Origin of the sequence: Actinoallomurus acaciae, assembly GCF_042429965.1 — a bacterium.
Classification (GTDB): Bacteria; Actinomycetota; Actinomycetes; order Streptosporangiales; family Streptosporangiaceae; genus Actinoallomurus; species Actinoallomurus acaciae.
The window spans coordinates 1-13,705 of sequence record NZ_JBHLZP010000202.1; the positions used below are offsets into that span (position 1 = coordinate 1).

The 13,705-nt window shown below is 70.9% G+C and carries 17 protein-coding genes; 8 read left to right on the forward strand and 9 right to left on the reverse strand.

Annotated elements, in window-relative coordinates:
• Positions 1–184: 184 nt before the first annotated feature.
• Genes ACFFNX_RS25010 through ACFFNX_RS25020 form a run of 3 tightly spaced genes read right to left on the reverse strand, consistent with a single transcriptional unit; the run spans position 185 to position 3,377 of the window.
• Positions 185–1,456, reverse strand: coding sequence for an ABC transporter permease (locus ACFFNX_RS25010; RefSeq protein WP_378206955.1), 1,272 nt, complete (start codon positions 1,454–1,456; stop codon positions 185–187).
• On the reverse strand, positions 1,453–2,187 hold the full coding sequence (locus ACFFNX_RS25015) for an ABC transporter ATP-binding protein (RefSeq protein WP_378206958.1): 735 nt from the start codon (positions 2,185–2,187) through the stop codon (positions 1,453–1,455). Before ACFFNX_RS25015 ends, ACFFNX_RS25010 begins: the two co-directional genes overlap by 4 nt.
• Positions 2,184–3,377: an efflux RND transporter periplasmic adaptor subunit gene (locus ACFFNX_RS25020; RefSeq protein ID WP_378206961.1), complete on the reverse strand. Its 1,194-nt coding sequence runs from the start codon at positions 3,375–3,377 to the stop codon at positions 2,184–2,186. Before ACFFNX_RS25020 ends, ACFFNX_RS25015 begins: the two co-directional genes overlap by 4 nt.
• Before the next feature lie 227 nt (positions 3,378–3,604).
• Here ACFFNX_RS25020 and ACFFNX_RS25025 point away from each other — a divergent pair, with 227 nt between their 5' ends.
• Positions 3,605–4,195 carry a biotin/lipoyl-binding protein gene (locus tag ACFFNX_RS25025; RefSeq protein ID WP_378206964.1) on the forward strand — a complete coding sequence of 197 codons (591 nt, stop codon included), beginning with the start codon at positions 3,605–3,607 and terminating at the stop codon, positions 4,193–4,195.
• A gap of 83 nt (positions 4,196–4,278) precedes the next feature.
• The gene (locus ACFFNX_RS25030) at positions 4,279–4,878 is read left to right on the forward strand and encodes an LURP-one-related family protein (protein WP_378206967.1); all 600 of its coding nucleotides are present in this window, start codon (positions 4,279–4,281) and stop codon (positions 4,876–4,878) included.
• 54 nt (positions 4,879–4,932) lie between these two features.
• Here ACFFNX_RS25030 and ACFFNX_RS25035 read toward each other — a convergent pair whose 3' ends face one another.
• Positions 4,933–5,382 (reverse strand): type II toxin-antitoxin system PemK/MazF family toxin, encoded by a 450-nt coding sequence (locus ACFFNX_RS25035; protein ID WP_378206971.1) that lies wholly within the window; start codon positions 5,380–5,382, stop codon positions 4,933–4,935.
• Between the two features lie 140 nt (positions 5,383–5,522).
• Between ACFFNX_RS25035 and ACFFNX_RS25040 the strand changes: the two genes are divergently transcribed.
• The 3 genes from ACFFNX_RS25040 to cpt all read left to right on the forward strand — a co-directional run bounded on the left by ACFFNX_RS25040 (position 5,523) and on the right by cpt (position 6,951).
• Positions 5,523–5,924: a luciferase domain-containing protein gene (locus ACFFNX_RS25040; RefSeq protein WP_378206974.1), complete on the forward strand. Its 402-nt coding sequence runs from the start codon at positions 5,523–5,525 to the stop codon at positions 5,922–5,924.
• Between the two features lie 42 nt (positions 5,925–5,966).
• Positions 5,967–6,185, forward strand: coding sequence for a three-helix bundle dimerization domain-containing protein (locus tag ACFFNX_RS25045; RefSeq protein WP_378206977.1), 219 nt, complete (start codon positions 5,967–5,969; stop codon positions 6,183–6,185).
• A 241-nt stretch (positions 6,186–6,426) separates the two neighbouring features.
• Positions 6,427–6,951, forward strand: coding sequence for a chloramphenicol phosphotransferase CPT (cpt, locus tag ACFFNX_RS25050; protein ID WP_378206979.1), 525 nt, complete (start codon positions 6,427–6,429; stop codon positions 6,949–6,951).
• A 122-nt stretch (positions 6,952–7,073) separates the two neighbouring features.
• On the opposite strand, the gene ACFFNX_RS25055 is transcribed toward cpt, so the two are convergent.
• Both ACFFNX_RS25055 and ACFFNX_RS25060 read right to left on the reverse strand, forming a co-directional pair.
• On the reverse strand, positions 7,074–7,238 hold the full coding sequence (locus ACFFNX_RS25055; protein WP_378206982.1) for a hypothetical protein: 165 nt from the start codon (positions 7,236–7,238) through the stop codon (positions 7,074–7,076).
• Complete coding sequence (locus tag ACFFNX_RS25060; protein ID WP_378206984.1) at positions 7,235–7,795, reverse strand: NuoB/complex I 20 kDa subunit family protein; 561 nt, start codon at positions 7,793–7,795, stop codon at positions 7,235–7,237. Before ACFFNX_RS25060 ends, ACFFNX_RS25055 begins: the two co-directional genes overlap by 4 nt.
• Positions 7,796–7,879: 84 nt before the next feature.
• On the opposite strand from ACFFNX_RS25060, the gene ACFFNX_RS25065 reads away from it, so the two are divergent.
• A complete protein-coding gene (locus tag ACFFNX_RS25065) occupies positions 7,880–8,776 on the forward strand; it encodes a LysR family transcriptional regulator (RefSeq protein WP_378206987.1) in 897 nt (298 codons plus the stop codon).
• Positions 8,777–8,880: 104 nt separating this feature from the next.
• Here the strand turns inward: ACFFNX_RS25065 and ACFFNX_RS25070 are convergent, their stop codons facing one another.
• From ACFFNX_RS25070 to ACFFNX_RS25080, 3 genes are all read right to left on the reverse strand, one after another.
• Positions 8,881–10,416, reverse strand: coding sequence for an MDR family MFS transporter (locus ACFFNX_RS25070; RefSeq protein ID WP_378206990.1), 1,536 nt, complete (start codon positions 10,414–10,416; stop codon positions 8,881–8,883).
• Between the two features lie 271 nt (positions 10,417–10,687).
• Complete coding sequence (locus tag ACFFNX_RS25075) at positions 10,688–11,263, reverse strand: DUF4232 domain-containing protein (RefSeq protein WP_378206994.1); 576 nt, start codon at positions 11,261–11,263, stop codon at positions 10,688–10,690.
• 228 nt (positions 11,264–11,491) lie between these two features.
• Positions 11,492–12,382, reverse strand: a complete 891-nt coding sequence (locus ACFFNX_RS25080) for a LysR family transcriptional regulator (protein WP_378206997.1) — start codon at positions 12,380–12,382, stop codon at positions 11,492–11,494.
• Positions 12,383–12,480: 98 nt separating this feature from the next.
• On the opposite strand from ACFFNX_RS25080, the gene ACFFNX_RS25085 reads away from it, so the two are divergent.
• Complete coding sequence (locus ACFFNX_RS25085; protein ID WP_378207000.1) at positions 12,481–13,404, forward strand: DMT family transporter; 924 nt, start codon at positions 12,481–12,483, stop codon at positions 13,402–13,404.
• Positions 13,405–13,427: 23 nt separating this feature from the next.
• Positions 13,428–13,705, forward strand: a 278-nt coding sequence (locus ACFFNX_RS25090; protein WP_378207003.1) for a M17 family peptidase N-terminal domain-containing protein, incomplete at its 3' end; no start/stop codon positions are given.

A 13,705-nucleotide genomic window follows, 5' to 3' on the forward strand; every position in this document is an offset into this window, starting at 1 on the left:
ACGAACCCGGCGGCGATCAGCACGCCCGCGCCGAGGACGGTGGTCAGCCCCGGCCGCCTGCGGGCGCGCGGTGCCCGGGCCAGTTCCTCGGCCAGGTCGTCGTCGAACGGTGGTTCGGAGAGCTCCTCGCCCTCCCCGGCCGGTGCGCGTCGTGTGCGGGCGCTCATCTTCTCTCTCCTCGCGCTCATTGGTGTCGCAGCGCCTCGATGGGGCGCAGCTTCGCGGCACGGCCGGCGGGATAGCCGCCGAAGAACAGGCCGATCGCCACGGACACGGCCAGGGCCAGGGCGATCGACGAGGGCACCAGCACGGGCCGTACGCCGGCGATGGGGAACAGGCTCGCGACGATCCCGATGGCCACGCCGGACAGGCCGCCGAGCAGGCTGAGCACGGTCGCCTCGGCGACGAACTGGCCGAGGATCGCGCCGCGCGGCGCGCCGATGGCCTTGCGGATGCCGATCTCGCGGGTCCGCTCGGTGACGGTGACCAGCATGATGTTGGTGATGCCGATCCCGCCGACCAGCAGGCTGATCGCGGCGACCGCGCCGAGGAGCACGGTGAAGGTCTTGCTGGAGTCGCTCACCGCCGACTGCAGGCTCGCCTGACTCTGGATCTGGAAGTCGGCCGTGTTGGACCCGGAGATGCCGTGCCGCTGGTCGAGGATGTCGGTGACCTCGCTCTGCGCCTCGTCGGTGACCTTGGAGCTGCGGGCCTCGACGACGATGTTGCTCAGCCCGCCGAACCCGGTGAGGTTCTCCTGGACGACCGGCAGCGGGGCGATCGCCACGTCGTCGGCGTCCTGCATGCCCGAGGACCCCGACTCCTGCAGCACCCCGACCACGGTGAAGAGTGCGCCGCCCACGTTGATCTGCTTGTTCAGCGGGTCGACGGTGCCGAAGAGGTCCTCGGCCACCGTGGTCCCGATCACCACGACCTTCCGGTCGCCCGTCACGTCGTCGTTCGTGAACGTCGTTCCCCGGCCGACGACCTTGTCGGCGGCGCCGAAGTAGGCCGGATAGGTGCCGACGAACTGACTGATCGCGTGGCTCGTTCCCGCGTACGTCGTCGTCACCGACGAGGAGGTCGCGACCGGGGAGGCGCTCTTGACCGCGGGCGCGTTGGCCGGGTCGACCAGAGCCTTCGCGTCGTCCACCGTGAGGTCGTGGGCCTGGGTCCGCGGGCCGCTGCTCTGCCCTCCGACAGAGCCGGACCCGCCGCCGGGACCGCCCATGCCGCCGCCGCGACGGCCGGCGGAGGTCGAGGGCGTGACGGTCAGCGAGTTGGCGCCGAGCTGGGAGATGCTGTCCTTGATCTGCTGGGACGAGCCGTTCCCGACCGCGACCAGGACGATCACGGCCGCGACGCCGATGAGGATGCCGAGCATGGTCAGCGCGCTGCGCAGCTTGTTGGACGTCAGCCTGCGCACGGCGAACCGCAGGATCTCCCAGGGGTTCACCGGGCGCCGCCCACCGGCTGGGCCGTGGCGGGCGGCGGGCCGTCCACGGCCGCCTGCAGCCGGTCGGCGATGACGCGCCCGTCGACCAGGCGGATCACGCGCTTGGCCCGCGCGGCGACCTCGTTCTCGTGGGTGATCAGCACGATCGTGCGCCCGGACGCGCTGAGCCCGTCGAGGATGTCCAGGACGTCCTCGGTGGACCGTGTGTCCAGGTTGCCGGTCGGCTCGTCGGCCAGGACGACGAGCGGGTGGGAGACCAGGGCCCGCGCGATGGCGACCCGCTGCTGCTGGCCGCCGGACAGCTCGTTCGGCTCGTGGCCGATCCGCTCGCTGAGCCCGACGCCGTCGAGGGCGGCGAGCGCCCGCCGCCTGCGGTCGGCCGCCTTCACCCCGCCGTACGCGAGCGGCAGCTCGACGTTGGCGAGCGCGCTCATCCGCGGGATGAGGTTGAACGACTGGAAGACGAACCCGATCTTGCGGTTGCGCACGATCGCGAGCCTGCGGTCGTCCAGCGTGCCCACGTCCGTGCCGTCGAGCAGGTAACGGCCGGAGGTGGGCACGTCGAGGCAGCCGAGGATGTTCATCAGCGTCGACTTGCCCGAGCCGGACGCGCCCATGATCGCGACATAGTCGCCCTGCTCGACGGTCAGGGACACGCCGCGCAGCGCCTGCACCGCCGTGCCGCCCTCGCCGTACACCTTGGTGACGTCACGGACGTCGAGGACGGTCATCCGCGTGCTCCGCCCCGGGCTCCGCCGCCGCCCCCGAAGCCGCCCGCGCCGGGGAACCGGCCGGTCGGGAACCCGCCGCCGCCCGTCGTCCCGCTACTACTGGCGACCAGGACCTGGTCGCCCTCGTTCAGGCCGGACTTGATCTCGGTGCCCTGGTCGCCCTGAATCCCGGTCTCCACGACCTTGGTGACCTGCTTGCCGCCGGACATGACCGTGACGGTGCCCCGGCCGCCCGCGGTCCGTACGGCGGCGGTGGGCACGTACAGGACGTTCTGCGCACTCGCCGTGGTGATCTGGACGGTCGCGGTGGCGCCGATGCGCAGGCCGCTCGGCGGGTCGGTGAGGCTGACGGTCACGCCGTACTGAACGACGTTGTTGGACGTCGTCGAGGTCTGGTCGATCGCGGTGACCTTTCCGCTCGCCCGCGTTCCCTGCATGGCGTCGAAGGTCACCGACGCCTGCTGGTTCTTTTTGATCTTCGAGACGTCGGACTCGGTGAACTCGCCCTTGATGTCCAGCTTCGAGGTGTCGGCGATGGTGATGAACCCGCTGCCGGAGCCGCTGCTGGACGAGTCGCTCGACGAGGTCGAGGACGAGGCTCCGCCGCCCCCGCCGGCGCCCCCGCCGCCTCCGTTGCTCCCGGAGCCGCTGCTGCTGGAACTGCTGCTCGAACTGCTCGACCCGCTGGACGAGCCGCCGACCGACCCGTTGACCGCGATGACCGTCCCGCCGAAGGGCGCGTTCATCTCGGTTCCGTCGAGAGCGCGCAAGGCGCTGTCGTAGGAGTTCTTGGCCTGCACGTAGCTGGAGTAGCCGGAGGGGGTCGAGGTGTCGCCCGCCTCGGCGGCGCTGAGCGCGGCCTTGGCGGCCTTCAGGTCGTCCTGCGCGCTCGTGTCGTCGAGCGTCGCCAGGAGCTGCCCTTTCTTCACCTTGTCGCCGACCTGGACCTTGATCGAGTCGACCGTGCCGCTCGTCCCGAAGGAGAGGTCACGGGATTTCGCGCTGGCCACCGAGCCGGAGGCCGAGACCGAGGACACGATGGTGCCGCGGCTCACACGTACGATGCGGCCGGGCGACGAGGCGCCCGCGTCGTCGTGCAGCGACAGGTAGGCGACGCCGACGCCGACGAGAAGGAGAAGTGCCAGAGCGCCGTTGAGCAGCAGGCGCCGGCGACGAAGGAGGGCTTTCACTCGCTACAGCGTCGTGGACCCGGCTGGGACGAACCTGATACGTCCCTGAAAGGTTCCTGCGTGCCGGGAGATGTCATACGACGACCGCATATAGGCCTTTTACGGTAGATGTCCTGGCCGGTGACATACCGCCCGAACCGGGGGGCCGGCGACGGGCAGGTGTCGTTCAGGAAACTCTCAGGCCAGACTCGGGTCACCGTCACCTTCGGCCACGAGGATCTCGATCCGTGAACCGGTCCACCATACGCGATCTACGCAAACCCCCCTGGATCGCCGCCGGCGCGGTCGTCGCCCTCGCGAGCGGGCTGGTGGCGGTCGGCGACTCGCCCGCGCGTGCCGTCACACAGGCGACGGTTCTGCGCGGCGACGTCACCGCGACCGCCGGCGCGGCCGGGACCATCCAGAGCGCCGACACGCGTGACCTGGTGTTCGGCACGTCGGGAACGGTCACGAAGATCGACGTCGCCCCCGGCGACAAGGTACGGGCCGGAAAGGTCCTCGCGCGTCTCGACGACACCGACGCACGCGCGCAGCTCGAGGCCGCGAAGGCGGCCGTCGAGGCGGCCGACGAGACCTACAGCAAGGCGCAGCAGGGAATCTGCGGCGGCGGGAACGGCGGCGGCTCCGGCAGCGGAGGCCAGGCGCAGCAGACGGACTACTCCTCCGGCGGCGGGCGCCGGGGGTCGAGCGCCACGAAACCGCGGCCGACCTCCCGGCCCACCCGGTCCCCGACACCGACCCCCACACCCACGCCGACGCGCAGGACGCCGACCCCGACGCCCACGCCGACCGCGACCGACCCGGAAGAGGCGGGCTGACCCGGCACTTCCGGCGACAACGCGAGTTCTTTACCATTCGTGTACCTTTTCTCGCCTTCGACACCGCGAGAACGGGATACCCGATGGACTTCGAGACGCTCCAGACCCAGCAGCGCCTGCTCATCCGGCAGCGCGTGCGGCTCATGGTCAACCAGTACGAGGTGCACACCGAGGCGGCGGACGGGTCCGAGGGCGAGCTCGTCGCCTTCGCACAGCAGAAGCGCATGGCGTTCAAGGAACAGGTGACGATCTACACCGACGACACCAAGCAGCACGCCCTGTTCGGCTTCAAGGCCCGCAAGCGGCTCGACCTCGCCTCGGCCTACGACGTGACCGATCCGCAGGGACGGCCGATCGGCGTGTTCCGCAAGGACTTCAAGGCGTCGCTGCTCTCCTCGACCTGGCACCTGGAGCAGCCGGGGCTGGGGACGACCACCGGCTCCGAGCGCAACAAGGCCGTCGCGATCCTGCGCCGGGTGTGGGACTTCATCCCGTACGTCGACAGCCTGCCGTTCGCCTGGCCGTACCACTTCGACTTCACCGCGGACGGGCAGGAGACGTTCAGCGTGGACAAGAAGTTCGGTCTGCGCGACCGGTACGTCGTCGACATCAAGGACCAGCGTCTGGACCGCCGGCTCATCATCGCGCAGGCGGTCGCGCTCGACGCGCTGCAGCACCGCTGAGCCGCCGCGCGTCCCCGGGTCCGGCCCTCCCGTGAGCGCCGGACCCGGGCGGCGTCAGTTCTGGGGTCGGGTGGGCTTCCAGCCGTGCAGCCGGATGAGCACCGCCGCGACCTCGGCGAACCGCTCGGGGTCCAGTACCGCGCCCTCCCGGCGGATGTCGTCCTCATCGAGGGCGAACACGCGGTCCAGCCGCAGATAGGAGTCCCGGCCCTCGCGGTCCCAGGTGCCCGAGCCCAGGTCGAGCCAGTCGTCGGAGTCGTCGTGGCGGCGGCTCGACAGCATCATGGCGAGCAGCCGCCGCCGGTGGCGGCCGACGACGAGCAGCGGCCGGTCCTTCCCGCGCTCGGGGTCCTCCTCGTACGGCACCCACGCCCAGACGACCTCACCGGGGTCGGCCAGCCCGTCGAGGTCCGGGGAGTACTCCAGCGTCGCCGCCCGCTCGGCGGTGTAGATCTCGCGCACCGCGTCGCGTGCCGGCCGGGGAACCTCACCATGATCAAGCATTCGCGCAGCCTACCGGTCCCTGCTCGGCATACGGACGGGTGCGGGAGGGAAACAGCGGATGGCGGGCGGATGGCCAGACCGATACCAATTTCGGCCGAACCACTTCCGATCATGGTCCTTGTCCGACAAATATGCATGTCGTGAAGACACTCGATCAGTCCGCCGGCTCCCTCGCCGGACGCCTCACGGCGCAGCTGGACGCCTGGCCCGCGGTACGCGCCGGCCGGGCCGAGTGCGGCGTGGGCACCGGGTTCTCGCCGGCACAGCGGGTGGGAGCGCAGATCGTCCACCTGCACGGCGGCGCCGAGGCCGCGGTCCATCTCACGCGACCGGTCATCGCCCGCCTCGGCGACGTGCTCCTCAAGTCCGGCCGGGTGGCGGTCACGCCCGGCGACGACTGGGTCCGCGTGCGCATCGACACCGAGTCCGACGTCGCCCTGGTGATGTCGCTCGCGAGCGTCGCGATCCAGGCGAACGGGCCCTCCGGGACGGCCGCGCAGAACGTCGCGATCTCCCCGTGTCACGCGGGTTCATCGGGGTAACCCTGCGGGCGAGGACGCCACGGCACAGGAACGGAGGTCTTCGTGAGCGCCGACACCCTTCGTGAACGGCACGCCCTCGACCATGTCACCGACCGCCTCTCCCGATCCTTCGCCGGCCACGTCTCCCCCAGTCGGGTCGACGCGACCGTGAACGCCATCCACCACCGGTTCGATGGCAGTCCGATCCGCGAGTTCGTGCCCGTCCTGGTCGAACGCATGGCCCGCGACGAGCTGAGACACACACCACCCGAACCCGGCTGAGACATCCCACGACCGACACGGCGCCCTCACGGCAGGCCGCCCCGCACCCGCGGGGCGGCCTGCCGTCTCCGGGGAACGTTCACGCAAAGATCTCGAACGCGGCGCCGTTCCGCGACCCGCCCTGCTGGAGGCGACGCCGGGGCCGGTGGTCCGGGCCGGCGGTGGCGGCCCGCCCACCGCCGGTACGGGTCCGCCCGGAGCGATCGAGCCGGAGTCCTCGGGGGCTCCGTAGAGTGGCGGCATGACCCAGGTGATCGTCCTCAACGGCGGGTCCAGCTCCGGGAAGTCCGGGCTCGCCCGCTGTCTGCAGTCCGTGCTGCCGGGCGCATGGCTGTCGCTGGGCGTCGACACGCTGGTCCAGGCGATGCCCCTGGCCGTTCGCGTCTCGGACGTTCCGATCAGCGCGGACGGGGAGGTCGGCGTCGGTCCGGAGTTCCGGCGGCTGGAGGCCGCGTGGATCGAGGGCGTCGCCGCGATGGCCCGTGGCGGGGCGGGGGTCATCGTCGATGAGGTCTTCCTCGGCGGAGCGGACTCCCAGCGGCGGTGGCGGGAGGCGCTCGGCCGGCTGGACGTGCTGTGGGTCGGGGTCCGATGCGACGGCGCGGTCGCCGCGGGTCGCGAGATCGCGCGAGGTGACCGGGTCCCGGGGATGGCCGCACGACAGGCCGACCTGGTGCATCAGGGCGTGAAGTACGACCTGGAGGTGGACACCGCGCACACCGAGTCGCTGGAGTGCGCGCGGGTCATCGCCGCATACGTCGGCTGACACCGGCGCCGCCCGGCCCGGCGGGACGCCGCACCGTGAATCTCGATTACCGTCCCTGATGTGGGATTCGACGACGACGAGCCGGTCTTCAGGCGGAGCCGGTGGGGGACGAACCGATACGTCTACAACCCGCGGAACCCCGTGGGACTGACGCTGATCGTGCTGAGCGTCGCCTTCGCGGCGGTCGTGCTCCTGCTCATGTTCGGCCACGCGGGGCCGTTCGCCCGCCCGGAGGCTCCCACTCCCGCCCCGGCGCCCGACGTGTCGCGGTGGTTGCCACCGGTCATCCGGACTCCACCTTCAACGGCAGGTCGATCATCGGAAGCTCGGTGAGCCGGGCCCGCTCCTCCGCGACGATCTGCGCGCGCCGGTGGGCGCCGAGTTTCTCGTTCCCCACCTTGTCGTGCAGCTTGACGATCGCGTCCAGCAGCATCTCCGGCCGCGGCGGGCAGCCGGGCAGGTAGATGTCGACCGGGACGATGTGGTCGACGCCCTGGACGACCGCGTAGTTGTTGAACATGCCGCCCGACGACGCGCACACGCCCATGGCGATCACCCATCGTGGCGCTGCCATCTGGTCGTAGAGCTGCCGCAGAACCGGGCCCATCTTCTGGCTGACGCGGCCCGCCACGACCATCAGGTCGGCCTGCCGGGGGCTGCCCGACGGACGTTCCATGCCGAACCGCGAGAAGTCGTGACGAGGATCGCCGACGGCCATCAGCTCCATGCCGCAGCACGCGAGGCCGAACGTCATCGGCCACATCGACGACTTGCGCGCGTGGCCGAGCACCTTCTCGACCGTTGTGAGGAGAAAGCCGCCAGGCAGGTGTTCTTCGAGTCCCATAACACTTCGAGGCTTCCCGGTGGGCCCGTGGGGATCAATGCCGGGTTCCGCCACGATCGTTAAGCAGGACGACATAATGGCCGCATGGAGATGCGGGAGATCGAGGCGTTCCTGGCGGTGGCCGAGGACCTGCACTTCGGCCGCGCCGCCGAGCGCCTGCGCGTCAGCACTCCCCGGGTCAGCCAGGCGGTGCGCGCGCTCGAACGCCGGATCGGCGCTCCGCTGTTCGAACGCACGAGCAGGCGGGTGCGGCTGACGCCCTTGGGCGAGCAGTTGCTGGCCGAGATCCGGCCGGCCTACGAACGGATGGACCAGGCGATCCGCCGGGCCCGGCGATCCGCGAGCCATGAGTTCCTCCGGGTCGGCGTCGCGACGAGCGTCCCGGCGGACATCGCACCACGGTTGATCGGGGCGTTCGAACGGCTGCGCCCGCAGTGCGCCGTGGTGCGGTCCACGCATCCCAACACCGACCCGGCTCGCTGGCAGGAGAACTGGCCGGTCGACGTGTTCGTCGGCTGGCTGCCCTCCGACCCCGCCCTCCGGGACGCCCCGGAGTTTCGCATCGGGCCGACACTGCTGCGCGACGAACGTGCCGTGCTGGTCGCTGCGGGGCACCCGCTGGCCCGCCGAGCCGTCATCGACGCCGAACAGCTGGCCGACTACGACATCCTCTATCCGAGCGACTTCCCGGCACGGTTCGCCGACCTCTGGATACCGGCGCGAACCCCCGCAGGACGCCCGCTGCGCAGGATGCCCATCAGCGCCTCCGCGTCCCTCGAAGAGGCGATCATGCTGGTCGCCGAAGGCGAGCTCGTACACCTGACCATGACGTCGCTGCGTACGGACGACCCCCATGTCGTCACCGTGCCCGTGTCGGGCCTGCCCCCTCTGGACTGCGCACCCGTGTGGCTCACCGGAACCGAGACCGACCTGATCCACGATTTCGCGAAGGCCGCCGAACAGACGTCCACCACGCCCTGAGACGGGCGAAGAGCCTGCCCGCGCAGGTGTCCACGCATCCAATTTTTACATGTCTGTAGAATCTCGTCGCGTCGATCATGTGGCGACGGCGCGGTAGTTGACGGTTAAATGAGTTTGCCCGTCTCCCCCGGGTCGGCCATCGTCTCGGACGAACTGCATTCACCGGGTACGGGGGAGGCGGCACCTCGGTCGTCGCCCGCCGTACGGTCGATCCTCCTCGGCATGAGCAGCAACGCCGCCACGCCCAGGGCCGCCACGACGACGAGTGCGACGAAGACGTGGTGCGCCGCGCCGTACAGGCCGTCGCGGACGAACGCCCGCACGCCCGGGGCGCCCGTGTCACCGTGTCCGGTGAGCGCGAGGCTCGACGCGTCGACGCTCTTGGGCAGCCGCCCGACGAGCGCGGCCGGCGGGTGCGCGAAGCGGTCCGCGAGGGTCGCGTTGGCGATCGCGCCGAACACCGCCGCGCCGACGGCGCTGCCGAGTGAGCGGCTGAACATGTTGATCCCGGTCACGACGCCGCGGCGCTCCCAGCCGACGACCGACTGCGCGGCGACGAGGATCGGGCTGGCCATCAGGCCGAGTCCCATGCCGACGAGGAAGCAGACCGCCGCGACCTCCCACACGTGCGAGCGGGTGTCGAGCAGGAGGCAGAGCGCGGTGCCCGCGACCAGGATCACGTTGCCCGTGAGCCCGGTGTCGCGGAAGCCGACGCGCAGGTAGAGGCGGCCGGAGAAGGTCGCCGTGAGCGGCCAGCCGACCGAGAGCGCGGCCAGCACGAACCCGGCCAGCAGCGCTCCGGTGCCGAGCACGGCCTGGGCGTAGGTCGGCACGTACGAGCTGAGCCCGATCATGACGGCGCCGACCACGACCGCCGAGAGGTTGCCGCCGGTGAGCACACGGCGGCCGAAGACCCAGAGCGGCAGGATCGGCTCGGCCGCCCTGCGCTCGACCAGCACGAACCCGGCGAGCATCGCCGCGCCGACGACGAAGACCCCGCAGCTCGTCACGGACGCCCAGCCCCACGAGACACCGCCCTCGAGCAGCCCGAGGATCATCAGCGAGCAGCCGCCGGTCAGCAGGACCGCGCCCGCGTAGTCGATCGTGTGCGTGCGCCGCGTCACCTTCTCCTTGAACCGGCGGGCGAGCATCCAGGCCGCGACCGCGCCCAGCGGCAGGTTGACGAAGAAGATCCAGCGCCACGAGACGTACTGGGAGAAGACGCCGCCGAGGGTCGGCCCGACCACGGCGGCGATCCCCCAGACGCTCGCGAGGTACCCCTGGACCCGGGCCCGCTCCTCCACCGTGTACATGTCGCCGACCATCGTCATGCTCATCGGCTGCACGGCGCCCGCGCCGACCCCCTGCACGGCGCGGAAGGCGATCAGTGCCGGCATGTTCCACGCGGACCCGCACAGCACCGAGCCGAGGAGGAACACGCCGATGCCGAAGAACATCACCGGCCTGCGCCCGACGACGTCGGCGAACTTCCCGTACAGCGGCACGGTGACGGCCTGGGTCAGCAGGTAGATCGAGAACAGCCAGGGGAACTGGGAGAACCCGCCGAGATCACCGACGACGGACGGCACCGCCGTGGCGATGATCGTGCTGTCCAGCGCCACCAGACCGGTACTGAGCATGAGAGCCGCGAGCACAGGCCCGCGCTCCGACCGGAAACCGACCCCCTTGACGGGTGCGGCCGAAGTCGTCGTCACGTAGGGAGAACCCTTCCTTGGACGCGGGCGTCGGGGGCCGGTCCCGGCGCCCGAGAACGTGACCGACCCCGGGGTGGGACAACCGACCGGAGGCCCGAACCATTCCGCGTTGACGCGATGTGGTCGCCGAAACCCACGGTCCGCCGGGATCGGGAACTCTCACGGTCCCGGCGCCCCGTGTCCCGCTCGGGACGGGTCAGGTGAAGTTGACGCCGTTCATGGTGGGCTGGAGGGTGCCCAGGGTGAGGCTGTCGCAGATCGGCGGCTGGTAGCCGTCGTCGAGACCGTGGTAGGTGAGCGGGATCCAGGAGCTGTGCCAGGCGACGCCGAAGCCGTCGGTGATGCCGCCGGGGCAGCCCTTTTCGAAGTGCCACCTGGTTCCGGCGAAGGCCGAACCCCCGGGCCGCAGCGTAATGGTCCGGCCGGCGCCGGGATAGCTCACCCGGGTCGCGGGAATAGTCGTGTAGTTGTACTTTCCGCCCTTCCCGAGCAGCGCCCAGCCGGCCGGAAGATAGCAGCTTTCGCCCGACCGATTGGTGAGGATCAGCGTGGCGATGACCTTTTCCGATTGCTCGGATCGGGGCGGCTGAAGCTGCAGATCAGCCTTGAGTTCGGATGCCATGCAACTCGGCGTTTCACCCTGACCCGCGTACGCCACCTCCGCCTTCTTGCCATGGGTGTCGTGGGCGGCCGGTGCCGTCTTCGCCGACGAACCGGACGCCGTCGACGCCTTACCGTCGGTGTTGCATCCGGTCAGGACGAGGGCGACCATCCCGCCGCCACAGGCCAGAGCAGCGGTCGTACGCAGACGATTGAACTGCACGAGTAAAACCTCCCCGGTTGCTTACTGACTCAATTAGTCCGATGTCCGGTAATGGCACCGAGGTTCATTGGGTTATCGACCTTTCCGCCGTGACCGTTGTCACACGAACCCGGGGAGCCGACCGAGCATCGGAGGCGCCGGGTAAAGATGATCGGACGCGGAAAATCGCCTCCGGGCCTACTGTTTCGCGGCCTCGCGGAGGGCCTCGACGAGGGTGCGCAGCGCGGACTGGGCCAGCGCGACCTCGCGCACCGCCGCGTGGATCGTTCTCACCGGCTCCGGTCCGCGCACCCTGCGGACGACGACACCGGCACGGCGGCGGTCCAGCCCGAGCCGGGGGATCAGCCCGACTCCCAGACCGGCCGCGACGAAACCCTGCGCGGTGGCGTAGTCCTCGCTCCTGGCCACGAAGTTCGGGCTGAACCCGGCCGCGGCGCAGGCGTCGAGCACGACGTCGAGGCAGGGACCCGGTGGTTCGCTGCCGATCCAGTTCTGGCCGGCCAGGTCGGCCAGGTCGATCGTGCGTCGCCCCGCGAGCGGGTGCCCGGCGGGCAGCACCGCGTGGTAGGCGTCGTCGAGGAGGTGGATCAGGCGGATGCCCGCGAGATCCTCGCCGCCCGGCCCGACGACCAGGGCGAGATCCGCGCTGCCCCTCTCCACCTCCGGCAGCGGCTCTTCGGATTCGATCAGCCGGAGGTCGATCTGCACGCCCGGGTGCTCGTCGCGGAGCCGGGCCAGCGCGGGCGCCACCAGGCCCGGGCCGACCGAGGTGAAGTAGCGGATCGACAGCCGGCCGGTACGACCGGCGCGCAGGTCGGCCAGGGCCGTCTCCGCCTCGGCGAGGTTCTGGCTGATGATCGCGGCATGTTCGGTGAGGAGCCGGCCCGCCGCCGTCGGCCGTACGCCACGGCCCACGCGTTCGAGCAGGACGGTCCCGGCCTCGCGCTCCAGCACGGCGATCTGCTGGCTGATGGCGGATGGGGTGTAACCGAGGTGGGCCGCCGCGGCGGTCACCGATCCGCTTGTCACGACCGCCCGCAGGATCTGCATCCGCCTCACGTCGAGCATGTAGGTCAGCTTAATCGATGTCCATAATCATTCGATTGTGCTACCAGATCGGCCCAGGGCATCGTTCATGGACGAACGGCTTCGGGAGGAGAGGGAACATGAGCGGTGGCAGGGTCTGGGCGGTGGCCCGGGTCGGGGTTCTCGCCCTGCTGTGGGGATCGACCTTCCTGTGGATCAAGCTGGCGCTGGACGCCCTGGCTCCGGTGCAGGTCACCCTCGCCCGCTGCGTGTTCGGGTCGCTCGCGCTGCTGGCCGTGTGCCTGAAGGCCGGGCGGCGGCTCCCGTACGGCCGTGCGACCTGGGGCCACATCATCGTGGCCGCGCTGTTCTGCAACGCGCTGCCCTTCGCGATGTTCAGCGTCGGCGAGCAGACGGTCGACTCCGGGGTGGCCGGGGTGCTGAACGCGACGACGCCGCTGTGGTCCCTGCTGATCGGCATCGCCATCGGCTCGGAGCGCGGGGTCCGCGCCGTACGCCTGGGCGGGCTCCTCCTGGGGTTCGCGGGGGTGGTGCTGATCTTCGCCCCGTGGCAGCGGACGGGGCACGTCGGATGGGGCGCCCTCGCCATCGTCGCCGCGGCGGCGAGCTACGCGGTCGGCTTCGCCTACATGGGCCGCAACCTCGTCGGCAAGGGGTTCGCCACCATCTCTCTGTCCTCGGCGCAGCTCATCGCCGCGACCGCGCTGACCGCGCTGACGTTCCCGGCCGGCGGCCTGACGCCCGTCCACGTCCGCTGGACCGGCCTGGCCGCGGTCGTCATCCTCGGGATCTTCGCCACGGGCATCACCTTCCACCTGACCTACCGGATCATCGCCGACGAGGGCGCGACCAGCGCCGCGACGGTCGGCTACCTCCTGCCGGTCGTGTCGGTGGCGCTGGGCGCCGTCGTCCTCGGTGAGCCCATCAGCCTCCGCGTCGCCGCGGGGATGGTGGTCGTCCTCATCGGTGTCGGCTTGACGCGCCGCCGAGGCCGGGCGGTGTCGCAGCCGCCGGCCGCCGTGGCCGTCCCGGGCCGCTCCTGACCACGAGAGAAGAGGACACTGACGTGACCGCCCTGACCGTGAGCAACTCGGCGACGGGGTCGCCGCCCGTGGACCGCGTCGTGATCGGCGTCGCCCGGAGCGCCGACGGACCGGTGCCGGCCCCCGGCCCGGAGTCCTTCGCCGACGTGCTGGCCCCCATGCTCGGCAGGCTCGGCATGACCGGTGCCGAGGGCGAGACGCTCACGCTGCCCTCCCCCGCCGGGCTCGAGGCCGACGCCGTGCTGGCCGTCGGCCTCGGCGACCTCCCCGGCCCGGACGGGTACGACGCGGAGACGCTGCG